Source organism: Rhizobium sp. Rhizsp42, from assembly GCF_047304155.1.
Classification (GTDB): Bacteria; Pseudomonadota; Alphaproteobacteria; order Rhizobiales; family Rhizobiaceae; genus Rhizobium.
This window is the reverse complement of sequence record NZ_JBGLYS010000002.1, coordinates 55,418-80,451: the sequence shown is the minus strand read 5'-3', so window position 1 is coordinate 80,451 and position 25,034 is coordinate 55,418. Positions and strand designations below refer to the sequence as shown.

General features: G+C 60.7%; 21 protein-coding genes. 9 read left to right on the top strand and 12 right to left on the bottom strand.

Going from position 1 to position 25,034, the window contains the following annotated elements:
• Nucleotides 1–2: 2 nt before the first annotated feature.
• The 3 genes from ACCD05_RS03145 to ACCD05_RS03135 all read right to left on the bottom strand — a co-directional run bounded on the left by ACCD05_RS03145 (nucleotide 3) and on the right by ACCD05_RS03135 (nucleotide 5,297).
• Nucleotides 3–1,913, bottom strand: a complete 1,911-nt coding sequence (locus ACCD05_RS03145) for an ABC transporter substrate-binding protein (protein WP_112949401.1) — start codon at nucleotides 1,911–1,913, stop codon at nucleotides 3–5.
• On the bottom strand, nucleotides 1,907–3,805 hold the full coding sequence (locus tag ACCD05_RS03140) for an ABC transporter ATP-binding protein (RefSeq protein ID WP_112949400.1): 1,899 nt from the start codon (nucleotides 3,803–3,805) through the stop codon (nucleotides 1,907–1,909). Before ACCD05_RS03140 ends, ACCD05_RS03145 begins: the two co-directional genes overlap by 7 nt.
• A 148-nt stretch (nucleotides 3,806–3,953) precedes the next feature.
• Entirely contained in the window at nucleotides 3,954–5,297 is a 1,344-nt protein-coding gene (locus tag ACCD05_RS03135) for an adenylate/guanylate cyclase domain-containing protein (RefSeq protein WP_112949399.1), read from the bottom strand.
• Nucleotides 5,298–5,726: 429 nt separating this feature from the next.
• Between ACCD05_RS03135 and ACCD05_RS03130 the strand changes: the two genes are divergently transcribed.
• On the top strand, nucleotides 5,727–7,067 hold the full coding sequence (locus ACCD05_RS03130; RefSeq protein WP_112949398.1) for a nucleotide sugar dehydrogenase: 1,341 nt from the start codon (nucleotides 5,727–5,729) through the stop codon (nucleotides 7,065–7,067).
• Here the strand turns inward: ACCD05_RS03130 and ACCD05_RS03125 are convergent.
• Complete coding sequence (locus tag ACCD05_RS03125; RefSeq protein WP_112949397.1) at nucleotides 7,057–8,232, bottom strand: DUF3095 domain-containing protein; 1,176 nt, start codon at nucleotides 8,230–8,232, stop codon at nucleotides 7,057–7,059. The two genes, ACCD05_RS03130 and ACCD05_RS03125, sit on opposite strands and share 11 nt — an antisense overlap.
• A gap of 316 nt (nucleotides 8,233–8,548) precedes the next feature.
• Here ACCD05_RS03125 and ACCD05_RS03120 point away from each other — a divergent pair, with 316 nt between their 5' ends.
• Complete coding sequence (locus tag ACCD05_RS03120) at nucleotides 8,549–9,028, top strand: class I SAM-dependent methyltransferase (RefSeq protein WP_111560949.1); 480 nt, start codon at nucleotides 8,549–8,551, stop codon at nucleotides 9,026–9,028.
• Here ACCD05_RS03120 and ACCD05_RS03115 read toward each other — a convergent pair whose 3' ends face one another.
• Both ACCD05_RS03115 and ACCD05_RS03110 read right to left on the bottom strand, forming a co-directional pair.
• Complete coding sequence (locus tag ACCD05_RS03115; RefSeq protein WP_112949395.1) at nucleotides 9,029–9,907, bottom strand: FkbM family methyltransferase; 879 nt, start codon at nucleotides 9,905–9,907, stop codon at nucleotides 9,029–9,031.
• Nucleotides 9,907–11,625: an adenylate/guanylate cyclase domain-containing protein gene (locus ACCD05_RS03110; RefSeq protein ID WP_112949394.1), complete on the bottom strand. Its 1,719-nt coding sequence runs from the start codon at nucleotides 11,623–11,625 to the stop codon at nucleotides 9,907–9,909. Before ACCD05_RS03110 ends, ACCD05_RS03115 begins: the two co-directional genes overlap by 1 nt.
• 192 nt (nucleotides 11,626–11,817) lie before the next feature.
• On the opposite strand from ACCD05_RS03110, the gene ACCD05_RS03105 reads away from it, so the two are divergent.
• Both ACCD05_RS03105 and ACCD05_RS03100 read left to right on the top strand, forming a co-directional pair.
• Entirely contained in the window at nucleotides 11,818–12,903 is a 1,086-nt protein-coding gene (locus tag ACCD05_RS03105) for a glycosyltransferase family 4 protein (RefSeq protein WP_112949393.1), read from the top strand.
• Entirely contained in the window at nucleotides 12,903–13,655 is a 753-nt protein-coding gene (locus ACCD05_RS03100) for a polysaccharide deacetylase family protein (protein WP_112949392.1), read from the top strand. The genes ACCD05_RS03105 and ACCD05_RS03100 overlap by 1 nt, the downstream gene beginning before the upstream one ends.
• Here ACCD05_RS03100 and ACCD05_RS03095 read toward each other — a convergent pair.
• Complete coding sequence (locus ACCD05_RS03095) at nucleotides 13,652–14,482, bottom strand: MBL fold metallo-hydrolase (protein ID WP_112436644.1); 831 nt, start codon at nucleotides 14,480–14,482, stop codon at nucleotides 13,652–13,654. The two genes, ACCD05_RS03100 and ACCD05_RS03095, sit on opposite strands and share 4 nt — an antisense overlap.
• A gap of 532 nt (nucleotides 14,483–15,014) precedes the next feature.
• On the opposite strand from ACCD05_RS03095, the gene ACCD05_RS03090 reads away from it, so the two are divergent.
• Nucleotides 15,015–16,535, top strand: coding sequence for an adenylate/guanylate cyclase domain-containing protein (locus ACCD05_RS03090; protein WP_413391234.1), 1,521 nt, complete (start codon nucleotides 15,015–15,017; stop codon nucleotides 16,533–16,535).
• A gap of 36 nt (nucleotides 16,536–16,571) precedes the next feature.
• On the opposite strand, the gene glgX is transcribed toward ACCD05_RS03090, so the two are convergent.
• The 4 genes from glgX to ACCD05_RS03070 all read right to left on the bottom strand — a co-directional run bounded on the left by glgX (nucleotide 16,572) and on the right by ACCD05_RS03070 (nucleotide 20,629).
• A complete protein-coding gene (glgX, locus tag ACCD05_RS03085) occupies nucleotides 16,572–18,662 on the bottom strand; it encodes a glycogen debranching protein GlgX (RefSeq protein WP_112949391.1) in 2,091 nt (696 codons plus the stop codon).
• 99 nt (nucleotides 18,663–18,761) lie between these two features.
• The gene (locus tag ACCD05_RS03080) at nucleotides 18,762–19,556 is read right to left on the bottom strand and encodes an SDR family oxidoreductase (RefSeq protein ID WP_112949390.1); all 795 of its coding nucleotides are present in this window, start codon (nucleotides 19,554–19,556) and stop codon (nucleotides 18,762–18,764) included.
• A gap of 77 nt (nucleotides 19,557–19,633) precedes the next feature.
• Nucleotides 19,634–20,365: a glutathione S-transferase gene (locus ACCD05_RS03075; RefSeq protein ID WP_112949389.1), complete on the bottom strand. Its 732-nt coding sequence runs from the start codon at nucleotides 20,363–20,365 to the stop codon at nucleotides 19,634–19,636.
• Between the two features lie 90 nt (nucleotides 20,366–20,455).
• On the bottom strand, nucleotides 20,456–20,629 hold the full coding sequence (locus ACCD05_RS03070; protein ID WP_413391109.1) for a hypothetical protein: 174 nt from the start codon (nucleotides 20,627–20,629) through the stop codon (nucleotides 20,456–20,458).
• An 82-nt stretch (nucleotides 20,630–20,711) separates the two neighbouring features.
• Between ACCD05_RS03070 and ACCD05_RS03065 the strand changes: the two genes are divergently transcribed.
• Entirely contained in the window at nucleotides 20,712–20,852 is a 141-nt protein-coding gene (locus ACCD05_RS03065) for a hypothetical protein (protein WP_413391107.1), read from the top strand.
• A gap of 75 nt (nucleotides 20,853–20,927) precedes the next feature.
• Here ACCD05_RS03065 and ACCD05_RS03060 read toward each other — a convergent pair whose 3' ends face one another.
• On the bottom strand, nucleotides 20,928–21,188 hold the full coding sequence (locus ACCD05_RS03060; protein WP_112949388.1) for a DUF2934 domain-containing protein: 261 nt from the start codon (nucleotides 21,186–21,188) through the stop codon (nucleotides 20,928–20,930).
• A 291-nt stretch (nucleotides 21,189–21,479) separates the two neighbouring features.
• Here ACCD05_RS03060 and ACCD05_RS03055 point away from each other — a divergent pair, with 291 nt between their 5' ends.
• The 3 genes from ACCD05_RS03055 (at nucleotide 21,480) to ACCD05_RS03045 (ending at nucleotide 25,030) form a co-directional block, all read left to right on the top strand.
• Nucleotides 21,480–22,943 carry a phospholipase D-like domain-containing protein gene (locus ACCD05_RS03055; protein ID WP_112949387.1) on the top strand — a complete coding sequence of 488 codons (1,464 nt, stop codon included), beginning with the start codon at nucleotides 21,480–21,482 and terminating at the stop codon, nucleotides 22,941–22,943.
• Nucleotides 22,944–23,038: 95 nt separating this feature from the next.
• Nucleotides 23,039–23,860, top strand: a complete 822-nt coding sequence (locus ACCD05_RS03050; protein WP_112949386.1) for an endonuclease/exonuclease/phosphatase family protein — start codon at nucleotides 23,039–23,041, stop codon at nucleotides 23,858–23,860.
• Between the two features lie 120 nt (nucleotides 23,861–23,980).
• Nucleotides 23,981–25,030, top strand: coding sequence for an alpha/beta hydrolase (locus tag ACCD05_RS03045; protein WP_413391104.1), 1,050 nt, complete (start codon nucleotides 23,981–23,983; stop codon nucleotides 25,028–25,030).
• Nucleotides 25,031–25,034 lie beyond the last annotated feature (4 nt).

Here is a 25,034-nt window from a genome sequence, read left to right as displayed (position 1 = left end):
GCTCAGGCCTCCTTGAACCAGAAGGTGTCGGGCATGTAGATGCCGAGATAGGATGTCGGGTCAAAGCCATAGAGGCCCTGCTCCGGCACGTTTTGCAATTTCGCCGATTTCAGAATGGGTTGCAGCGTGCTGTTGATCAATCCGATCGAGAAGACCTGCTGCGTGTAGAGCGACAGCATCTGGTGCCAGATCGCCTGGCGCTCCTCGAAATGAGAGGTCGCGCCCCAATGGCTGAGCAAGCTGACGAGCTGCTCGGCCTCCGGCAGATCAGGCGCGGTTCCAGCCTGTCCGGCGGACAGATGATACATGCCCCAGAGAGGCCATTGCAGCTGGTCGTCCATGGTCGGCGCCAGCTGGCTCGGCGACATGTCGGCGGTCGCCACACCGTTGTCGATGCCGAACCAGATCGACATCATGATGCGTCCGCTCATGGCGCGGTCACGGAAGACGTCGCGTTGCGAGGTGCGGGTGTAAAGCGCAATGCCCACTTCGCGCCAGTGATCGCGCACCAGTTCGAGCACGTCGGTATCGAGATTGCTCTCGCCGGCCGTTTCCACCGTGATCTCGGCGCGGCGCCCGTCGGGCAGCAGGCGGATGTCTTCGCTGTCGCGCTGGGTCAGCCCCAGTTCGTCGAGCAGGCGGTTGGCTTCATCAGGATCATGGGCGATGAAGGCGTCGGCATATTCCTGCTTGAACAGCGGGCTATCCGGCAGAACGGTGTCTGCGCTCGGTTTGCCGAGGCCGTAGAACGCCACCATGTTGATCTCGTGCCTGTCGACCGCGAGCGAAAGCGCGCGCCGGAAGCTCGTCTCGCGGAAAAGCTTGCGCCAGACGTCGTCGGCGCAGTTGAGGTTTGGCAGCAAGGCCACTCGCGAGCCACGCACCTGCTTCCAGAGATTGACCTTCACGGGGAAGCGCTTTTCCGCATCCTTGAGATAGGTGTAATCGTTGAAGTCTACGCCGGTGGCCTGCAGGTCGGATTCACCCGCGCCCGCCTTGGCGGCGATGATCGAGGACGAGCTGACACCCATGATGAACCGGTCGATGTAAGGCAGCTGCACGCCGTTCTCATCGATCCGATGGAAGAACGGATTGCGCACGAAGACGAACTGCTCGGCCGGCGGCGGCGTGGTGTTGACCCAGGGATCGAGCGACGGCAGATCGGGGTTTTCAGGGCGAGAAGCGCGCGACATCTTGATGTGCAGATCGGCCCATTTCTTGACCCGGTTCTGCTTCATCAGCGCCGAAAGACGAAAGTCGTCCTGATACTTCTTGTGGAATTGCTTCAGATAATGCCCCGGCCCGTAGATGACCAGCGGCAGCGGGCCGGCAAGCGCCGGCATGAAGTTCGGGTTCGGCCGATCCCAGGTGTAGCGCACGGTGACGGGGTCGAGCACCTCGAAGCGCGGCAGGTTTCCGTGTGGACGAAGCTCCAGCGCGCCGCCTCCCGGCGTCAAGTCCTTGTTGAGAATGACGTCTTCCCACCAATAGCGGAAATCATCCACCGTAAACGGCGATCCGTCGGACCAGCGATGTCCCTCGCGCAAATGGAAGGTGAAGACGGAGTCGTTTTCCGAGGTGAAGCCCATCAGGATGTCGGGCTGGAACTGGAGCTTGGTGTCGTAGCCGATCAGCCTGGAATAGCCGTAGACCGTCATGTAGCGGATGTCTTTCGCGCTGCCGATGATGGTGCGCACGGTGCCGCCATAGACGCCGGGCTGCCGCCCGGTGGCCTTCATGTTGATGATCCTCGGATGGGTCGGCAGGCGCTCCACCATCGGCGGGATGCGATCTGCACGCAGCCAGTCGCGCAGGAATTCGGGCTCGATATCCCGATCTTCCACTGCTTTCGCCAGTGATGGCGAAATCGCCGCGCCAACCAATCCGCCGATGAAACCACGACGCGTTACCATGCGCGCAACTCCCTAGCATCGGCGCCTTTTCGCGCGCGCACGAAATGCCCGTTGCCGAGATCGGCATAGTCGAGTTCCGATGCGTCGTCATGTTCGGCGGTAAAGGTCACGCCCCAATTCTGCTTGTCGGCAGCGCCGTTCTTGCGCAACGCCTCGAAGTCGAGGGGACGGTCGAGATCGGGGAAGGGGACAGCTGCCAGGAGCGATTTGGTGTAGGGGTGGACGGGATCGCGCAGGATGATCTCACGCGGCGCGATCTCGACAATGCGGCCCTTGCACATGACCGCAATGCGATCGGCCATGTAATCGACCACGGCCAGATTGTGCGAAATGAACAGATAGGTCAGCCCCAGTTCCTTCTGGAGATCCTTCAGGAGATTGAGGATCTGCGCCTGCACCGAAACGTCGAGTGCCGAGACGGGCTCGTCGAGAATGATGAGCTTCGGCCCGAGTGCCAGAGCGCGCGCGATCCCGATGCGCTGGCGCTGGCCGCCGGAGAAGCTGTGCGGGTAGCGGTTGAGATAGCGCTTATCCAGCCCAATCGCGCCCATCAGCGCTTCGACCTTGCGATTGCGTTCCGCGCTGTCGCCGCGGTCGTGGATCTCGAGCGGCTCGCTGAGGATATTGCGAACGGTCATGCGTGGAGACAGCGACGACACTGGGTCCTGGAAGACCATCTGGATATTGGTGCGCAGCTCCTGCAGATCGTCGCCGGTGACGGACAGGACATCGACGACATCTTTGCCGTCGTTGAAGATTACCGAGCCGCTATCCGGCGACATCGCCCGCATGAGGATTTTGCTGACGGTGGTCTTGCCGCAGCCGGATTCACCGACGAGGCCGAGGCATTCGCCGCGACGAATATCAAAGCTGACATCGTCGACCGCGCGAACGCCCGCGTGATCGCGCATGCCGAACAGGCCGCGGTTGCGTGTCTTGAAGGTCTTGGTCAGATTGTTGACCGACAGCAACACTTCCGGTCCCTCGGCCGCCACCTTGGCCTTTTTCTTGCCGACGAGGGATTCGAGATTGACTGGAACGTCGCGCAGCGCCTTCAGCCGCTCGCCTTCCTTCATGTCGAAGTGCGGAACGGCCGCCATCAGGCCCTTGAGATAGGGGTGCTGCGGATTACGGAAGATCGATTCCACCGGCCCGGCTTCCATGATCTCGCCATGGTAGATCACCACGACTTCGTCGGCCATGTTGGCGACGACCCCGAGATCATGGGTGATCAACAACATCGCCATGCCGAGCTTGTGCTGCAGATCGCGCAGCAGTTCGAGGATCTGCGCCTGGATCGTCACGTCGAGCGCGGTGGTCGGCTCGTCAGCGATCAACAGGGCAGGGTTGCAGATGAGCGCCATGGCGATCATGGCGCGCTGGCGCATGCCGCCCGAGAGCTCGAAGGGGTACATGTCGAACGTGCGCTTCGGGTTGGCGAAACCGACAAGGCCGAGCATCTCCTCTGTCTTCTGCCGCGCTTCCTTCTTCGTTGCGTCCGTATGGATCAGCAGCGACTCGCTGATCTGGTTGCCAACCGTGTGCAGCGGCGACAGCGATGTCATCGGCTCCTGGAAAATGGTCGCCATGCGGCGCCCGCGCAGATCGCGCATCTCTTCGCTGTCACGCGAATATTTCAGGATATCGGTGGCTTTCCCATCAAGAGGGTCGGTGAAGAGAATGCTTCCCGACGCTTGCGCGGGGTTGGGCAGGATACCCATGATGCTCTGGCTGATGACCGACTTGCCCGAACCGGACTCGCCAACCAGCGCCGTCACTTTGCCGGGCAAAATGCGCAAATTCGCGTTCTTTACGACACGCAGTTTGTCGCCGAAAACCGAGAATGAGATATCCAGATTTTCGATGCGCAGCAGATCGGACGCGGACGCCATACCAATGAAATTCCCCAGTTTTCTTCGTTCCCGTTACGAAGACACTAGCGTACGGCAATCAGGGTGTCCAGTTGATGACGAACACATTGAAATTGGGGGCATTTCAGCATTTTTATCCGGCCATCCACAGACGGTTTGGGCGGAGCGGTTACTGCATGAACTTGTCGGCCGTTGGCGCCTTGGCGTGCTTGCGCGCATCGCGGTGCAGGAGGATGACCTGCTCTGCCTCCGACAGGGCGTCCTGGGGCACGTCGTGGAAGCTCTGCTCGGTATGCGGATGCGGGGCCGGCGCATGCGGCTGCAGCACCGTGATCTTCTGGCGCACGCCGCGCAGCTTTTCCTCGCCCAGCGTCGTCCATTCGCCACCGCAATAGCCGGCGAAGGCCTGGCTCGCGACGACCTCTCGCGAATATTTCTTGGTCAGCGATTGCAACCTCTGGACTTCATTGACGGCGGAACCAAAGGCCGAAAATGTCAGCCTGTCCTTCAAGCCGACATTGCCGAACATGACGTTACCCACATGCAGGCCGATGCCGTAGGCAATCTTGCCGAGGCCATTGGCCTGTCGCTCGCTGTTAAGCTCGGCCACCCGTGATTGCGCCTGGTGAACGGCAGACAAGGCCGACTGACAGGCGATCTTCGACGGGTCCTTGTGGCGGCCGCAGGGGTAGACGGCCAGGAAGCCATCGCCGATGAAGCTCAGGATCTCGCCACCATTGCGGTTGAAAGGTGCCGCGATCGCATCGAAGAACTGGTTCAGCGTATCGATGTAATTCTGGCGGCCTTCCTTCTCGGCATAGACCGTCGACTGGCGCATATCGCCCATCACGAGCGCTGCACGGATGGTTTCGCCATCTCCGCGGCGGATCTGGCCGTTCAAGACGCGCTTTCCCGCATCGCCGCCGAGATAGGTCGTCAGCATGTTGTTGGCGAGCTTGCCGAGCACCGCCATCTTGGCGGCAACGGCGAGGTGGTTCTGCATGCGTAACAGGGCGTCGATCATGTCGTCGGAAAAGCCGGAGTGGCTGTCGGTCGACCACGAACCCATCATGCCCTGCACAGAGCCATCGCCGAAAGGCTGCACGAAGGCGAGATAGTCGGTGACCCGCTCGGCGCGCAGATCGGCGAACACGGGAAACTCCACCGGCCCATCGGCCGGGATGTGGCGTCGTATATGCTGCAAATTGTTGTCGAGGAGATAATAGTAAGGGCTCTGCAGGAAGCGATCAGGCTTCTGCCCCGCCGCATGGCGATACCCTTCGATCGTCACGCCGCTTGCCCTGCGCCAGGTGAAGCTCAGCGCATCGTACAGGGGATGCAGCATCGAGAAAGTCAGGTGAACGCGCGCGATCGGAAGGCCTGCAGCCGCGATGCGCTCGCAGAAACCGCGGACGATGTTTTCGAGATCGTCGCCGGCAAGCGACGAATTCGTCAGCCACTCGGCAACACGGTCCAGTAGAATTGAAGAAACCCGAGTATCGATCGCGCCCATGCCTGCCAATATCCTCATAAGGCGCGTCACCCCCGAAAAAACGTCGGATAATCGTCCAGCCACACCATGTGCGCCAGGCGAAATGAGGATGAACGAGCAGTATTATTGTGTCAACGATCCGCCACAGCGGCGGAGGTACCTGTCAGGCCACAGGTGAATGCGGCCTGATAAGCTGCCTTTTGATGGTTGGTTATACACTCTAGATAGGTCCGCGATCCGCACGAGACAATGGGCGCGGACCAAATTCCGCTGCTCGGTCAAATGTCTGCGGGAGGCCGAGTCATTTTAGCAACACCGCGACGAACGCCCTGCCAGATGACACCGCGTGTTCACGTTCGCGTCAGTTGTCCAATATGCCGTTTGGCGGGTTTAATTCGCCGCGATCTTACACTAGATCAGAGTTCCTTTCTGTTTCAGGCGAGACCCGCTTTGCAAAGCACCTCTGTATTCGACGATCTTTCCAACAAGATCGAGACCCGCACGGCACGCGCCGGCATCATCGGCCTCGGCTATGTCGGCTTGCCGCTCGCCATGGCGATCGCCCGTAGCGGCTTCGCGGTCACCGGCTTCGATGTCGATCCGAAGAAGATCGTCGCCATCGATGCGCGCAGCTCCTATATCGATGCGGTCACCAGCGCCGATCTGCAGGCTCAGATCGATGCTGGGCGATTTACGGCGACCACAGAGTTTGCCGGCCTTGCCGATTGCGACGTCATCATCATCTGCGTGCCGACGCCGCTCACCAAGCATCGCGATCCGGACTTGTCCTTCGTCGAAGCGACGTCGCGGACGATCGCCGAGCATCTCCGCAAGGGCCAGCTCGTCGTGCTGGAATCGACGACATACCCTGGAACGACTGATGATGTTGTGAAGGTCATCCTTGAGAAAACCGGCCTGAAATCCGGAACCGACTTCTTCGTCGGCTTCTCGCCGGAACGCGAGGACCCCGGCAATCAGCATTTCAATACGGCCACGATCCCCAAGGTCGTCGCCGGCGACGGCGCTGAGGCTCTGTCGTTGATGTCCGCTTTCTATGGCGCTGCCGTGAAGACGGTGGTTCCGGTGTCGTCGAATGCGACCGCCGAAGCCGTCAAGCTGACGGAAAACATCTTCCGGTCGGTCAATATCGCGCTCGTCAACGAGCTGAAGACGGTCTACGCGGCCATGGGCATCGATGTCTGGGAAGTGATCGATGCGGCCAAGACCAAACCGTTCGGCTACATGCCGTTCTATCCCGGACCGGGGCTGGGTGGACACTGCATCCCGATCGATCCCTTCTACCTCACCTGGAAGTCACGCGAATACGAACTTCCCACCCGTTTCATCGAGCTCGCCGGCGAGATCAACTCGGCGATGCCGCGCTATGTGGTCGGCAAGCTCGCGGAAGCGCTGGATATCCGCGTCGGCAAGGCGCTCAGCCGCTCGCGCGTTCTGATGATCGGCCTCGCCTACAAGAAGAACGTCGCGGATATTCGCGAAAGCCCGTCCTTGCGGCTGATCGAGGTGATCGAGGAACGTGGTGGCCGCGCGGATTATCACGATCCGCATGTGCCAGAAATCCCGTCCACGCGTGAGTATCAGGCGCTGAAGGGGCGGAAGTCGATAGAGCTTACCGATGAGGTGCTTGCAGGCTATGACGCGATCCTGATCGCGACGGATCACGATGGCGTCGACTACAAGCGTCTTGCCGAAAGCGGCGCGCTGATCGTCGACACGCGCAACGTCTTTGCGCGGCTGGGGATTGCCGCCGAGACCATCGTCAAGGCGTGACTTCGTCGATCGACAGCGTCTTGCCGGTCATCTGGCTGGCGGCGACAGCATAGCCGCCGCTTGCTCCATCGATGAAATGCATATGATCGCGCGATAGCGGCGTCGGCACGAAGCAGGTCATCAGTGCCGATGTCTGGCTGTGCAGGCCATAGCGCGCGATGCCATCGGCTTGCGCCTTCTCCAGCAGCGCCCGGATCAAACCAAGGCGATGCGCATCGATGTCGAGCGTCATCTTCAGGCCATCATCGAATTTGCGAAAGTCGGAATTGCCGGCGACGTCGCGCTTGTAGAGCCGGGCGTCGAAGTTCCCGAACTTCAGGTTCAGCTTGTGCAAGATTACGGTGAGCGCGATCTGCAGCATGATGATCATGCGCTGCCGCAGCCGCCCCGTATGCGGCGCCGTCGCCCGGACCTCGCGGTTGATGCCTTTCAACGAAAAGCCAAGCGCCGGCCCGTCGGCCGGTACCGGATGCGCGTCGCGGCTCTGTTCGGCGGAAATGGCGACCACGTCGCTAACCAGCTGCCTGAATTCCGGCGTCACACCACGGTCGCCCGGCACCGCGATGATCGAGGCGATTTCGCCATTGCGGGATTCGATCGGGTTCCAGCGACAGGAAAGGCCGGTCAGATCCGGGCGCGTGCCCGTCGGTGCCGGCTCGATGGCGTATCGCCCTTCCTTCATCTGCCTCTCGGCCCAGTTGCCGCCACCGCCCGCAAACATCGCGTAGCTGACGAATGGGCTCGCCGAATAGCGTGCGACGCGCACGTCCAATCCCTCGCGCCTGATGTCGCTGAGCGGCACCAGGGCAATGCGCAGTGTCAGCTGCAGATCTTCCTCGGCCCATCGCTGCGCGGCGGCAAGCGCTTCACGCGCCGCCGTTTCCATCGAGCCGGGCAGGGCGACGATTGCGCCGTCGCCGCCGAAAACGAAGGGATAGTCGCCCTTGCCGAGCGCGTTGAGCACGGCGGAGATGACGCTCGCGCCGGCCATGTTCACGTCCTTGTAGCGACCATCCATGATCGCCTGCGTCGACCCGACGATATCGGCAAGCGCCAACACCCAATCATCGGGCAGGCGGCGATAATTGTTCGTATCTGTCACGCCTTCGAATTGATCGAAGACCGGCACGCTGGCGAAGAAGCTGTCATCGGAAATGTCGTTCATAAGAGAGTTAGAACAGACAGGCCGATCTGCGGCAATGGCATTTTCGGCGCGGACCGATCTTGGCCAATTTCAATCCGTCACGCGGGCCGCGAAGACGATAACCTTCATGTGAGTTTGCCGTATGTCGGCGCATGTCGGCTTGCACGCTTGACCCTTTGCCGTTAGCTCTGTCGCCAACATCCATGCTTGCAACGCGTGGCTGCGAAACCGTGCAGCATCGGCTTCGCAGCAATCGCTCGCGGAAGGCATGAATTCATCCCATCAGCGTGATGCTTTCGCATCCGCAATCAAGAACTACGAACGGACACAGTCGCAAATGAGCCGCCTCGACAGCTTCATTCGCCGTTTGACGGCCCAGCGTGATATTCTGAATTCCATCGTCGATCTCGTTCAAAAGATAGACGGCCCCGTGCTTGAGTTCGGGCTTGGCAACGGCCGGACCTACGATCATCTGCGCGAGCACTTTCCCGATCGCCGCATCATCGCCTTCGACCGCGATGTACGCTCCTACTCGTCCTCGACGCCTCCGGCCGAGAACATGGTGACCGGCGAGATCCGCGAATCGGGCCAAGCCTTCCTCGGCATCGGTGCTGCTCTCGCGCATGCCGATATTGGCACCGGTCACGATGAGATCGATGCGGTGACGCTGACATGGCTGCCGCAACTGATGGTTGGCGTTCTGGCAACGGGAGGGATCGCTGTCAGTGGTCTGCCGATCGAACGGCCAGAGCTTGAGCCGCTTCCGCTTCCACCAGGCATCAAGGAAGGCCGCTACTATCTTTACCGTCGGCGTTGATCAGGGCAGGAACAGCACGTCGTACTGATCGATGTCTCCGGGAAGGTCCGTCACGGCCATTTCCTTCTCTCCGTCTTCGAAGAAGACAAGGCAGCGATCGTAGAAACCGGCAAGCGTGGCGATAAATTCGCCTGTCTGCGTCGGGCCGTAAAAGCTCGGCGTGAACTCCATGTAGAGCGGCACGCGGCGCGATAGCAGCGGCACCATGGACCGGCAGGCGACCGGCTCATATCCTTCGATATCCATCCAGACCAGGCCGATTGCGGCGGGGTCGATCGAAAGGTCGGCCAGGATTTCCGTCACCGGCCGGACCGGAACGCTGATCTTCGTGTCGCTGGCGCTTTGCCGGATCGCGCTGCTCTTGCCGTGATTGTTGGCATTCATGAAGAAATCGATCTCGCCGGACATGTCGCCGGCCGCGCAATTGACCGCCGTAACTTTCGCGTCGAGCCGATTCTGCCGCAGATTGAGCTGCAGCAGCGGAAAATTGCGGGGATCCGGCTCGATCGTGACGATGTGCCGATAGGCGCCGCTGAGCGCGAAATAGACCGTCTGCGTGCCGATATTGCCACCGATCTCAAGCAGCTGACTGTCACCGCGCAACAGGCCGCGCTGCCGCAGGATCTTCAGCAAGCGATCGACGTGATCGCGCTCGAAATGGCCTTTGCGAAACACCTTGCGGCCAATGTAGTCAGAAGGTGAGAAGGTCATCAGGTGATCGCCGGCATCGACCGTCATCGAGACGACGCGCGGCCCGATGCTTTCGATCAGGACACGGCGGCCGGTGCGCGTATCTAAGAGCTTGCGGGCGATCGCGTTGCGCATCCTGCGCCAGCGCTTCATCCAGTATTTGGCGGTCAGCCGCGATTGGCCGGGCATCAGGTCTGTCCTTCGAGCAGTTCGATCGCCTTGTCTCGCGGAATGACATAGACTTTCAAGGGCAGCGCGCGGCCTCTGACGCTGATTTCACGACTTTCTATCCCGCCCATGTCGGCACCGGCGAGAGCCGCTACCGGTTCGGAGACGACAAGCGCAACCTCAAACTCCTTCGCGGCGGCTTCCAGGCGGCTGGCGACGTTCACCATGTCGCCGATCGCCGTCGTGCTGCGGGCGCGGCCGAAGCCCAGCGTTCCCACCACCGCCGGGCCGGTATGAATGCCGATGGCGATGCGCAGCGGCATCGACAGTTCGTCCGACAGTTCCTCGCTCAGCTTTTCGATGTCGCGCGCGATCGATGCCGCAGCCGTCAGTGCTTGGCGGCAAGCCTCCTCAGGCGAGGTGCCGATCCCGAAGAGCGCCATTGCGCCGTCGCCGATGAACTTGTCGACACGCCCGCCGGCCTTCTCGACAGCATTGCCAACCAGCGCGAAATAGCGGTTCAGCAGGAAGACGATATCGAAGGGCAGGCGATCTTCGGTCAGCGCCGTGAAGTCGCGGATGTCGCAGAAGAGCACGGCGATCTCGCGCTCGCGGCCGGGTGTCGTCTCCTGCGTGTTGGCGGGCAGCGCGGTCTCCGTCGCGCGAAGCAGAAGCGGCACCACGGTCACGTCCTGCGTCGGGCGCAGCTGGCAGGCAAGCCGGACATCGGGTGCGGCGTTGATCCGCTTCAGCGTCGATTGCTCCATCCGGTCTGGAGCCGGAAGCACCTCAAGATTGCTCAGCACCTGTACCCGGCAGGTCGAGCACTGGCCCTTGCCGCCGCAGACGGAATAATGCGGTATCCCACCCAGCCGGCTCGCTTCGAGAACAGTGAAGCCGCGCGGAACGCGCACCACTTCACCACCCTGGTAGTGCACCGTGATCTGGTCGACACGCTCCCTCCATCGGCGGTGCGTTCTGGCCGCGACGACAAGGAACAAGGCGCCCGCGAACGAGCCGTATAGCCCGGTGCGGATCATCCTCACCTCGGCGATCGCCTCGGGATCCTTCATGTAGCGGGAATTGAGGTTTGATTCGTAGCGACTACTATCTGCAATCCCCTCGTAAGCCGGTTCGGCAATGGTGCGGCCCATCTCGATGAAACCAAGAATGGCGAGAACCGGCACGAGAATGGCAACGACCAGCAGCGACGCCGCGATGTCGTTGTACCAGTTGCGATAACGCAGCCAGTAGTGGAGGCCGATGCAGCCGTGGAACCAGACGAACACGAGCGCGACCACCTGGCGTAGCCCGTTGCCGGGGGCTGTGATCCACAGCGTGCGCATGATGGTTTCGTAGTTGTCACGGTAACCGTAGAGCGCATGAACGACGCGCGTGCCGATCACGTGGTCGATCAACAAGATGGGAATTGCCAGGCCGAGAATGATCTGGGCAAGCTCGCCCTTGGGCATGACGAGGCTGCGGCGGATGTAGATCGAGCGTAAGACCAGCGCGATATGGGTGAGGATCGCACCGTAGAGCGCCAGCGTGCCGACCGGATTTCGCCAAAGCGCGGTGAAAAACCGCCTGCCGTCTTCGGCTGCTGAAACGGAAATGAGGCCGAGCGCATGATTGGAGAAATGCAGGAACGCGAAGGCGAACATGACAAGGCCGGAGCCAAGCCGCGCGCGCCTGATCGAGCGTTCCGAAAAAATGCTGCTGACTGCGCCGCTCGCCATTCAATACCGTTCTTGAAACCCAAATCACATTTGCACTAGTGATAGGGCAATTGAGGTTTTATTGCCGCCTTTCGACCGTCCGTGCACGTCACATGTTCGTCAGCAAGCCGTAAGGATGAAGACCATAGCAAACTTTCGCCCGGCGGGCACAGGGGCCGGTCTTGAACACTGCGTCTCAAACTGCGTGACCACATGCGCATAGCATTCTACGCACCGCTGAAGTCGCCCAACCATCCGGTGCCCTCGGGCGACCGGCTGATGGCGCGGCTGCTGATCCGCGCCTTGCAAATGGGCGGGCATACGGTCGACGTCGTATCCGAATTCCGCAGCTTTGCGTCGACGCCGGAGGCGGCGGCAAAGGTCGAAGGCGAGGCGGCCTTTGAACTGCAGCGGCTGCGGGCTGCGTGGGCGGGCGGAAATAAGCCTGATCTATGGTTCTGCTATCATCCCTATTACAAGTCCGTCGATCCGTTCGGACCGGCACTTTGCGCGGAATTCGGCGTTCCCCTTGTCACCGCGGAAGCATCCTATTCCCCCAAACGCGATCAGACCGATTGGGCGCCATATCAGGCGCGGATCGGCGTGATGGTCCGGGATGCCGCGGTCAATATCGGCTTCACGCGGCGCGACCGACAGGGTCTTGAGCGGGCAATCCCCGAAGCGCACATCGCGGCACTCGCCCCCTTTATCGATACGGCGGCATTTGAAGGCCTCCAGCCAACGCCGGAACCGACACGGCTGATCACCGTCGCGATGATGCGCGCCGGTGACAAGATGCAGAGCTACGCAATGCTCGCCGAAGCGCTCGCCGCGATAAGGGACAAGCCGTGGACGCTTGCCATCGTGGGTGACGGTCCGATGAGTGGTGAGGTCGAACGCCTCTTCTCAATATTCGAGCCCGGACGAATCGATTGGCTCGGAGAGCGTGGCGCCGATGATATCGTCCAGGAGCTTGGAAGATCGGGCATCTACGCATGGCCGGGCTGTGGCGAGGCCTATGGGCTTGCCTATCTCGAGGCTCAGGCGGCCTGCCTGCCTGTGATCGCTCAGGACACGGCGGGCGTTCCGGAAGTCGTCCAGTCTGGCTTGACCGGATTACTGACGGCAGAGGGGGACGTCGTCGCCTACGCTTCAGCGATCAGCGAACTGCTCGACGATGCCTCGAAACGCACCGAGATGGCGAACGCGGCACGCCGTTTCGTGCTGGCCGAACGATCGCTTGCAATCGCGGCAAAGGCGATCGACGAGATTTTATGCAGATACACAGGAAGACAATGATGACGGCTCACGACATCTGGACGCCATTGCGGACTGAGCTCGACCGGTGGCAGGCAGCGGGCAAGACCGCCCGCTTCTGGCTTCGCGACGACGATGCGATCGAGCCGACGCCGGCGTTGGAACAGCTGCTGAAGCTCACTACGGAGGCCAATGTGCCGTTGACGCTCGCCGTCATCCCGGCGTCCACCGGTGAGCGGTTGGCAGCGCGACTGGCTGATGAGCGGCAGGTGCTGGTGGCCTTGCATGGATGGTCGCATACCAACCACGCAGGCCCTGACGAGAAGAAGCAGGAGCTCGGCGCCCATCGCGCACCGGATATCGTGCTTGGCGAGTTGCGCGACGGCTTTGCCATTCTGCAACGGCTGTTCGGCCCACATTTCATCTCGATGCTAGTACCGCCCTGGAACAGGATCAACGGCGCGGTCATTTCGGGATTGCCGGCGCTTGGTCTTGAGGTCCTGTCCGTCTATGGGCGCGCGAAATCGGGAAGCCCGATACCGCTGCTGAATACCCACGTCGATATCATGAACTGGCACGGAATCCGTGGCGGCAGGCCGCATGACGAGCTGGTAGTTGACGTGGTGAAGGAACTGCGGGCCCGCTTCGATGATGATGCCGAGCCGATCGGCATTCTCACGCATCACCTCGTGCATGATGAGACCGCCTGGGCGTTCCTCGCCAACCTTCTGGTCGAGACAAGCGCCCATCCTGCCGTCGCCTGGAAATCGGCGGCTTCTTTGGTCGAAGCCTAGAGTTCCAGAACTTGGTTATCCCGGGCCGCGAACGAGCTCGGGAAGGCGGCTTGCGCCTGCTTTTCCATGTCTTCCAGCTGCGCATCGGTGCGCGATGGCGCGTGGTGGAAGAGCGCGAACTGCTTGGTGCCAGCCATTTTCGCCAGTTCGATACCATGCTCCCAGGTCGAGTGGCCGAAGCCCTTGAAACGCTGCATTTCGTCTTCGTTGTAGGTGCAGTCGTAGACGGCGAGATCGACGTCCTTCATCATTTCCAGCGCAACGGGGTCATGAGTGCCTGGCGTGTGCTCGATGTCGTAGACCAGCGCGATGGAGCGGCCCTGATACTCGACGCGATAACCGATGGCCCCGCCGGGGTGGTTCAGCATGAAGGTCTTGATCCTGACGCCCGGATGCGGCTCCAGAATCTGTCCGGCGCGAAAGTCGCGGAAGCTCATCGTCGCCTGACAGATGTCGGTTTTGACAGGGAACCATGGCGGGCTGATGAACTGCTCGATCATCTCACGCGTGGTCATCTTGCCGTCGAGATGGCCGGACCAGATGCGCAGATCGATCGATGGATAGTAGATGGCCTTGAAGAACGGTAGCCCGATAATGTGGTCGTAGTGACAGTGGCTGAAGAACAGGTCGACGTCGCGGACCTGTTCGTTGAGCATGCAGAGCCCGGCCTCGCGCGCGCCGGAGCCCGCGTCGAAGATCATACGGTGTTCGCCACAGCGAATCTCGATGCATGAGGTGTTGCCACCATAGCGATCGAACTCAGGTCCGGAGACCGGGATACTGCCGCGAACGCCCCAGAACTTTACTTGAAAGAGATCTTTACTCATCGCTTTTTCAAAATGGTCCGACCCCACCGCGCTAACGTGATCATCATTTGAACCTGATGCCAAGCGTGGCATTTCACAAGCCGTCTTGTTTTACGTACCGCATCCACCCTATCAACCCGACCGGTCGAATTTCTTAAGCAACCGGGTTTTGTTGCAGAAAGCAACAGCTTATGGTTCGATTTCCGTAAATTGCGGTGCGCTTTTGGCCAGCTTCCAGTGCCGAATCCTGATTTTCCTTCAAAATATATGGGAATTCGCATACGGGAATGCAAATGGCGGCAGATCCCACTTAAGTCGAAGGTTTCGTTGCCGTCTCGCTCGACGCTGATCAGGCGCCGTGCAATTATTCCAGCGCGTCGCCGCCTGATCGTCCGATTCCCCGCGACGGCATCTTCATGGCATTCAGTCTTTCAAGTTCGCGTCCGGACCAGGACGGTCCGTGTTGAAAACGAGGTGGTGCGTGGCAGGCGATGCTGATCATGGTTCGATTGCGAGGAAGAACGGCTACTTCATCACCGCCGTGGTGATCGCGATGCTGGCCGGCTTGCCGCTTGCCGTGTGGATGGATGTCAGCAATCTCTCGCAAAGCGCGCTGAAGCGGCAGGCCCAGGACATGAGCTCGCTGATAACAAGCATTCGCTCCTACTACGCGACCAATGTCGTCGGCCGGATACTGGCGGCACACGCGGCTGGAATGGATAGCGGCACGCCGGTCACCCACGAATACGCCACCATTCCCGGCGCGATCCCCATACCCGCGACGCTCTCTCTTGAGCTTGGAGATGTGATCAAGCAACAGCAGGCGAACATCACTTATCGCTTCGTTTCCGACCTGCCGTTCAACAAGCGGGCGCCGCATGATCTCGACCGTTTCGAGACCGCCTCGCTGGCTGCGCTGCGGGCCGATCCAAAACAGACCTTGAGCGATATCAAGAGAAGCGGGTTCACCAATACGTTTCGCCTAGTCACGCCGGTGCTCATGGCTCAAGCCTGCGTTGCCTGCCATAACACGCATCCAGAGAGCCCAAAGAGAGATTGGAAGATTGGCGACGTTCGCGGCATTCAGGAGGTCATCATCCGGCAGCCCTTTGCCGCCAACGTCTTCGCCTTCAAATACCTGCTGCTTTACTTTCTCTGTTCAGCTGGTCTCGGCATGGCGTTGATTTTGCTGCAGCAACGGCAGGCGGCATTGATCCAGGGCTTCAACCGCGACCTGGAATCCGCCAACGAATTCCTGGCCAGCATATCGATGAAGATTTCCCGCTACCTGTCGCCACAGATCTACAAGGGGATCTTCAGTGGCCAGAAGGATGTCGTGGTTCATACCGAACGCAAGCGGCTGACGATCTTCTTCTCGGACATCAAGGATTTCACCGCGACGACCGAACGCCTGCAGCCGGAGGCGTTGACGGAAATGCTCAACGAATACCTGACCGAGATGTCGGCGATCGCGCTGAAGCATGGCGGCACACTCGACAAGTTCATCGGCGACGCCGTGCTTGTCTTCTTCGGCGATCCCGAGACCAATGGGGCGGCGGAAGATGCGAAAGCCTGTTTGAAAATGGCGATCGACATGCAGCACCGGCTTGGCGAGCTGAAAGCGAAATGGCGCGGCGACGGCACCGAAGAGCCGTTCGTCGTGCGCATGGGGATCAATAGCGGCTACTGCAATGTCGGCAATTTCGGCAGCAATGACCGGATGGACTATACGATCATCGGCGCCGAGGCCAATCTGGCCGCCCGCCTGCAATCGATCGCCGAGGGCGGCAAGATCGTGATCAGCTACGAAACCTATGCGCTGGTGCAGGATATTGTCGACGCCACGCCACTACCGCCGATCACGATGAAGGGCATCCAGCGGGAGATCGTGCCCTATGCCGTCAATGGCCTGCTGCTTGGCGAGGATCACGCGATCCGTGTCATGAGCGAGCATTTTTCGGGGCTCGACCTGCACCTCGATCTTGGTCAGCTAGATCCCAAGGAGCGCGCGCGGGTACGCGCGGCGCTTGCCGAGGCGATGGCTGCGCTCGACGAGGGCGACGCGCAGCGTTGAAGTAAATCAGCGCTGCTGCGCGCGCTCGGGTTTCGCTTAGCTGGTCCTCGGCACGAACACGGCCACGCTTTCGCGCTCGACGGTCAGCGGTTCACTGACATCAAGTCTGATGAATGGCTCGTCCGCACCAGTCGCCAGCACACGGCTCCACTCCTCGATCCCGTTTACCTGAGGCAGTCGGACCTCGCAGTCTCCGCCGGCGTTGAACACCATGAACACACCAGCGCTCTTGTCGACGTCAGGCGTGCTGGCGCTGTAGGACATGTAGACGCTGAGCAGGCGAAGCTCCGGATCGTTCCAATCGTCTTCACCCATCTCCTCGCCATCAGGACGGTACCAGGCGATTTCGGTGCGCCCATCCTCGCCGACGGCACCCGTCAGGAAGCGCTCCTGGCGAAGCTCGGGGTGGTCTTTGCGCAGCGCGATCATCTTCTGGCAGAAGCCGAGGAAGGGATCGTCGAGGCCCGACCAGTCGACCCAGCCGATCTCGTTGTCCTGGCAGTAGGCGTTGTTGTTGCCGCCCTGGCTGTTGCCGACCTCGTCGCCGGCCACGATCATAGGCACGCCTTGGCTGAGAAGCAGCGTCGCCATCATGTTGCGGCGGCGGCGCGCGCGCGCGTCGCGGATGCCGGCATCGTCGGTCGAGCCCTCGGCGCCCATATTGTCGGAGTGATTGTCCGAATGGCCGTCGCGATTGTCCTCGCCGTTTGCCTCGTTGTGCTTGTCATTGAACGAGACGGTGTCCATCAACGTGAAGCCGTCATGGGCGGACAGGAGGTTGACCGATGATGTCGCCGCGCGATCGGAGTGGTTGAACTGCAGCTGCGAGCCGGTCAGGCGCGACGCGATGTCGGGCGCCATGCCGCCGTCGCCCTTCCAGAAGCGCCTGGTGTCATCGCGAAACTTGTCGTTCCATTCGCGGAACGGATGGGGAAAGCCGCCGACCTGGTAACCGCCTTCGCCGACATCCCAGGGTTCGGCGATCAGCTTCACGCCCGACAGGATCGGATCCTGACGGATCGCGCCGAAGAAGATGCCCTGGCGATCGAAATCGAGGTCTTGGCGCCCGAGCGTGCTGGCGAGGTCGAAGCGGAAGCCATCCACGTGCATGACGCCGACCCAGTAGCGCAGGCTGTCGAGCACCATGCGCATGACCATGGGGTGCGCAACGTTCAGTGTGTTGCCGGTGCCCGTCGTGTCGTAGGTGTGGCGAGGATCGTCGGGGGAGAGGATGTAGTAGCTGGCATTGTCGAGCCCGCGGAAAGAGAGCGTCGGTCCGCGTTCGCTGCCCTCGGCGGTGTGGTTGTAGACCACATCCATGATGACCTCGATACCGGCGGCGTGGAACGCCTTCACCATCGTCTTGAACTCGGTGATCTTGCTTCCCGACAGGTATCGCGGCTGCGGCGCGAAGAAGCCCAGCGTCTGGTAGCCCCAGTAATTGGTAAGGCCTTTTTCCAGGAGATAGCGATCGTTTGGAAAATGCTGGATCGGCAGCAGCTCGATCGCCGAGATGCCGAGCTTGGTCAGGTGGTCGATGATCGGTTCGCTGCACATGCCGAGAAAGGTGCCGCGCAGCTCGTCGGGCACATCGGGATGTGTCATCGTCATCCCGCGCACATGCGCCTCGTAGATAATCGTGTCCGTCCAGGTCCGGCGGATGGCCTGGTCTCCATCCCAGTCAAAATCCGGGTCCTGCACGATCCCCTTGACCATATAAGGGGCGCTATCGCGGTCGTCGAAAGAGAGGTCGTCGTCCTTGGCGCCGATCGTGTATCCGTAAAGCGCGTCATCCCATTTGAGTTCGCCGAGCACCTGCTTTGCATAGGGGTCCAGCAGCAGCTTGTTCGGATTGAACCGATGGCCGGCCTGCGGGTCGTAAGGGCCGTGAGCGCGATAGCCGTAGACCGTGCCGGGGCCGACGCCCGCGATGTAGCCGGACCAGATGTCGCCCTCGCGCTTTGGCAGCGCCATGCGCGCGACCTCTTCCTTGCCATCGGGCGAGAAGAGGCAGAGCTCCATCTGTTCGGCATGGGCGGAAAACACCGCGAAATGCGTTCCCTGGCCGGTATATTCAGCACCGAGTTCAGGCTTGAGGAAGTCGAGTTCTGAAAACGAAAAGCTCATGGAACGCCCCCGCTTGGTTGTTAGCCTGCAGGGAACGTTGTTGCGCTGCAAAAGTTCCTTGGATCACAGCGTAAGCGTATCGATTTGCGCCACTGAAGATCAGGGCATCAACTGTCCGCCATTGACCTCGATGATCTGGCCGGTGACGTAGCCTGACAGTGTTGGCGATGCAAGAAACACATAGGCGCCGACGCAATCCTCGGGCGTGCCGACGAAGCCCATCGGGATCGACTTGCGCTGCATCTCCATCTGCTCGTCGTTGGTGTAGCGCTCGTGGAACGGCGTGGCGATCACGCCTGGAGCGACCGCGTTGACGCGGATGCGGTCGGGCACGAATTCCTTCGCATGGCCACGGGTGATGGTGGAGACGAAGCCCTTAGCGGCGGCGTAAAGAATTGCGCCGCCACCGCCGCCGTTTCGCGCGGCAATCGATGTGGTATTGATGATGAAGCCGCCCTGCTTCTTCAGCCACGGGTGGGCGGCGCGGGTGGCGGCCAGCACGGAGCGGGCGTTGAGGTCCATCACCTTTTCATAATGCTCGTCGGTGAATTCCGAGGTCGGCTTGCGGCCGAGCATGCCGCCGGCATTGTTCACCAAGCCATCAAGATGGCCGAAGGTCTTGGCGGTTTCTTCGACAACGCGCTCGGTCTCACCCTCTTTGGATACGTCGCCATGGACGAGATGGACGTGGCCGCCCGCCGCCTTGATCTCGTCGGCCAGCGCTTCCGCCTGATCTCGGCTTGAATTGTAGTGAATCCCGACTTTCATCTCCTGAGCTGCAAGCGCCCTGGCGAGTGCCGCGCCAATCCCCGTCGAGGCGCCGGTGATCAGAACGGCCTTGCCGGTCAGATCGGGGATTTTGATTGCCGCAAGCGATTGCGCAAGATGTGCCATGAAAACGATCTCCCAGTTTTGTCGAACGCCGGAGCTCGTCCGGCCGCGATGATGTCCCGCCGGGATTAGATTGGAGATCAGTTGCCTGCGTCAAGTTCCGGATAGTGCCGGAAGATGCCGTCTTCGTTGAAGGCGAGCCGGCGAGGGGAGGCGAGATAGGCGGCGATCCGGGGACGCTCGCGCACCGCCGCATGCAGATCGGCCAAGGCGGTGTAGCGGTCCTGGTAGCTCTTCATCGCATTCGGAAATGCGTAGCAGAGACCTTCGATCACCTGGAACAGCGAGAGATCGACATAGGAAAGCTCCGAGCCGACGATGTGCCGCGAGCCGCTCGGGTTCTGTTGCAGCGCGCGCTCGAAATAGCCGAGGTACTTCGGGATACGCTCATCGATGAACGCCGTGGAACGGGCCTTCGCTTCGGCCTTCTGATCCTCGTAGTAGAGCCCTGTCGAGATCGGATGGTGGGTGTCGTGAACCTCGGAGACGAAATCGGTGATCGTCAGCTGAAGCCCGTTCGCGGTGAAGCGCAGCTTTTCATCGGAAGGCGCAAGCCCGAGCTTCGGGCCGAGGTAGAAGAGGATGTTGGCAACATGCGAAACCAGGATGTCGCCATCCTTTAGAAAAGGTGGAGCAAATGCGGTCGTCGAGTTCAACCCGTGATCCAGGGTTTCCAGCATGGCATCGGTGCCCATGCCCGGCTGCTCGTGTCTCACGACATCGATGTAATCGGCACCCGCTTCCTCGAGCGCGAGACGCACGAACTCGCCCCGTCCCTGAATGCCGTTCCAGTAGTAGAGTTGATACGCCATCCGCGCCTCCGTGAAAGGCGCCTGGTCGTTCTGTCATCGTTCAGGCGCCGCCTGTTGAAATATATCGGCGATTGGCATCGCCGCCAGTCGTTACTTGCGGCCATACCAGCGTGAAACAGCCACGATACGTTCAAACGCCGAGCGGCGCACGGAAATTGCAGTGGATTTTTCGCGGAAGAAGAAGGCCACGAGATTGTCGACGACGACGACAAGCAGCATGGCGAGCGCCAGATAAGCCGTTGCAGCAAGGACCAGGGTCGGCATTGTATTTCACACCGGAGCGATGAACATGTAGCAACCTGCCACGATGAGGGAAACGAGAATTACGTCGAAGTAGCTGCGGTTCATGACCATTCTCCCAGTTTTGCAGGAGAACCGTCAAAAGGTCACTTTTGTTCCATTGGGAACCGCCGCCACAGCACTTTTAAGTAAGTCCGAAATTGCGCTGCAACTGAAGATCTTTCTGGCATTCATTCAATACGACTGAATTAATGCAGAGATGTGACTGAAATGAAAACAGGGCGCCCTGGAGGCGCCCTTTTAAATCAATAATTTGCAGAGATCATGCCGACTTTCGCGGCGTGGATTTCTTAGGCGCACTTTTGGTCGCCTTGGCCGCGCTACTCACCTTGATCTCGGGAGCTGCGCGTTTCGTTCTGCTCTTGACTTCCTTGCCATCGGCGGACGCGGCGGACCCTTCGAGCGCGGCGCGCTCTTTCATCGCCTGTTCCCAATGCGCATGATCACGCCCGCTGGGGCGGCCTTCCTCTTCCCAAAGCGCATACGCGCGCTTCTGAACCCACTCTCTTTGAGTTTCCGTCATCGCCGATCTCCACTGCAGGGATGTCATCGTTCAAACGCGATACTGATTGAAGAGTTCCAGACGAATCGCGTTGTTTCAAGTAATTTCTGACACACTGCAAAAATATATGTGGCGTTGCAGCACGATGCTTAACGAAAGCGCGGATTGTGCCCCAAATGCGGGCATTCCGGGGCGGCGGCTGGCGCGATTATACTGTCATCAGACCATGCCGGAGATTCGCTGAAGGTGACAGGCATGTGCCACCCAAGGGCGTGATTGAACAGTCCTGAATTACCGCTATATCTTGGTTGCATGTTTTATCTCATATCGACCTATTGGCCGCATATCCTGTTTGTTATTTCGTTGCTCATGGGGGCTGCCGCTGCAATCCACGCGACCATGACGAAGGAAGAAGTGCGCGCCGCGATCGGCTGGGTCGGCGTCATTGTCCTGTCCCCCATCGTCGGCGCCGTGCTTTACGCGATCGCCGGCATCAACCGCATCCGCCGCGCCTCCCTGAGCCTGCGCCGCGACGCGCTGATGCCGCAGGCCGATCTCGATGAACTGGAAACCTTCGATGCAGAAGCCGAGATCGTCATCAGCGGTTTCGGCCGTCGTTTCGCCGCCCTGCAGACGCTCGGCGACCGTGTGGCCCGCAGCCCGATCGCGACCGGCAACACGATCGACATGCTCGAAACCGGCGATGATTGCTACGCCGCGATGAAGGCATCGATCGACGGTGCCGAGCGAAGCGTTCTTCTCGAAACCTATATTTTCGATCGCGACCCGATCGGGCTCAGGATCGCCGATGCGCTGATCGCGGCGACGAAACGCGGCGTGCAGGTCCGCGTGCTGATTGACGCCGTCGGCGCCCGTTACTCGGTGCCGAGTATCCTCGGTTACCTTGAGGATGGCGGTGTTTCCGTCTCCGTGTTCAACGGCAATGTCATCATCGGGCTGCGCTTGCCCTATGCGAACCTGAGAACCCACAGAAAGATCGTGATCGTGGACGGCCGGGTAGCGTTGACCGGCGGGATGAACATCCGGGCCGGTTTCACGCGCGAGTTCGCCGGCGAGGACTTCGCGCGCGACACCCATTTCATGGTCACCGGACCCGTTGTCGCCGACCTGTTCGATATCGCGGCCGAAGACTGGCGTTTCACGACCGGCGAGGAGCTGACCGGCGACGAGTGGCGGATCGCAGCACCCGAGCGGGAGCCTGGTGATCCCGTCTTCATGCGCGTCGTCGCGTCAGGACCCGACAGAAGGGTGGAGACGAACCACAAGATGCTGATGGGGGCATTTTCGGTCGCCCGCACGTCGATCAAGATCATGTCGCCTTACTTCCTGCCGGATCGGGAGCTGATCAGCGCGCTGGCGACGGCGGCGCGCCGAGGCGTCGAGGTCGATATCGTGGTTCCCGCCGCCAACAATCTCGTTCTGGTCGACAGGGCGATGACCGCGCAGTTCGATCAGATCGTCAGCAACTATTGCCGCATCTGGCGCGCCAGTGGCGCGTTCAGCCATTCGAAGCTGCTGTCGATCGATGGCGTCTGGTCCTATGTCGGGTCATCCAATCTCGATCCGCGCTCGCTGCGGCTGAATTTCGAGATCGATCTCGAAGTTTTGAACGAGGGCTTCGCCAACGAGATCGAGGAACATATCGACGAGGCGATCCGCTCCGCTGCGCCGGTAACGCTGCAAGGCTTGCGGTCCGCGCCGTTTCCGGTACGCCTGCTGAACAAGGTCCTCTGGCTCGGCTCGCCCTATCTCTGAGCGATTTTTGCATGCTCTGACATGGCAACTTTGAGCGGAGCGCCTATACTGAAGCCAGGGAACCCATTCGCTTCATGGAGCACCGGAAAACAGCGATGCATGCCAGGAACAACAATCTGCCAGCAAGCATTCTTGCTTCCATCCGAAACCACAGGAAGCGCGTTGAACTGGCTCATGCCAGTCCAATGTCACGCCCGGAAGGCACGCTGATTGCGTCCTATAATGTGCATAAATGCGTGGGCAACGACAGACGCTTCGACCCTGATCGCACTAGCCGCGTGATCCATGAAATCGACGCCGATGTCATCGCCCTTCAGGAAGCGGATACACGCTTTGGCGAACGAACGGGCATTCTCGATCTGCCGCGCCTGGAAAGAGAGAGCGGCTTGGTGCCGGTGCCGATCAGCGGCGTGAACAAGGCGCATGGCTGGCACGGCAATGTGGTGCTCTTCAAGAAGGGGCTGGTTCGGGACGTCCATCAGATCAAGCTTCCGGGCCTGGAGCCGCGCGGCGCGCTCGTGGCGGAACTCGATCTCGAGCGGGGCGGCGCGCTGCGCATCATCGCCGCGCATTTCGGGCTTTTGAGGCATTCGAGGGCGCAGCAGGCGAAGGTGCTGCTCGAGTTGATGGCGGATAAGTCTGACATGCCGACCATCCTGCTTGGCGACTTGAACGAATGGCGGCTGGGCGACCGCTCGTCGCTTCATTCGTTTCAGTTGAGCTTCGGTCCGCAGCCGCTCCCTGTGCCTAGCTTCCCGGCGCGTTTGCCGGTGCTAGCGCTCGATCGCATCATGGCAAATCGCAAGGGCTTGCTGACCACGGTGGAGGCACACGATACGCCGTTGTCGCGTGTCGCCTCCGACCATCTGCCAATCAAGGCCTTCGTCAATCCGCAGGAAGACGCCAAGTCCGCGTGATACTGGCCGCGCTGCAACCGCGCCCGGTTTACCATAGGCGCCTCGCGCACCTTGACACAGCCTCCAGTCGTGAGAGGGTCTGCGCGGATCGGCACAGGGCCGGCACGGAAAGGTCTGGAAATGCCAAGCGCACGCCATCATGGAGATGCGGTCAGCCGGTCGATTGCGAAGGCGCGGCGTGCCATCGCAGCCGTCTCCCTGCTTTCGCTCTGTCTTGCGGCTCCCTCGCTCGCCGCAGACGAAGCCGTGCAGACGGAGGCGTCGCGAGCACAGGTCGCGAACCTGCTGGACAAGATGGGCGAGCATTATGCGAAGGCGAGCACGCTTTCGGAACGCCGCGATGCCTTCGAGCAGCTCATGCAAACGACGCCCGGACCATCACGGGTGCAGATCAAGGAGGTGGACGCCGGTGGCGTTGATGCCGAGATGATATGGCCGGCGCGGCTTCACTATTCGATGGGCAAGCGTGCCATCCTCTATGTCCATGGCGGCGGCTTCTACAGCGGTTCGCTCGACACGCATCGCGCTTCGGCCGCGTCCTTTGCGAAGGCGGCATCGGCCGATGTGCTGCTGATCGACTACCGGTTGGCGCCGGAATATTCCTATCCCTCCCAGATCGACGACACGTTGACCGCCTACCTCTGGCTGCTCGATTCCGGATATGAAAGCGGCAACATCGTCGTGCTCGGCGATTCCGTCGGCGGCAACCTCGCAATCGAAGCGGTGCTGCGGCAGATCAAGCTTCAGGGGCCGCCGCCCGCGGCTGTGATCACCATCAGCGCCGTCACCGACCTTGCGGCAACCGGTGCATCGATCAGGAGCAACGCCGTCAACGATCCATTCGGCAATGCACTGCAGATCGAGGCGGCACGCAAGGCCTATCTCGGAGATCGCTCGCCGACGGACCCGCGCGTGTCGCCGCTCTATGCCGACATGAAGGGCTTTCCGCCGCTCTTGATGCAGGTTGGCTCCAGGGAGATCTCGCTCGACGACACCTTGCGCCTCGCCGACAAGGCCAAGCAGGCCGGTGTCGATGTGACGACGGAGGTGCTGCCCGGAATGATCCACCAATGGCAGCTGTTTCCGTTCTGGCTCGACGATGCCCGCAGATCCAACCAGCGCGCCGCCGAATTCGCGTTTGACCATTTCGCCGACAAGCCGCGTCAGTAGCGAG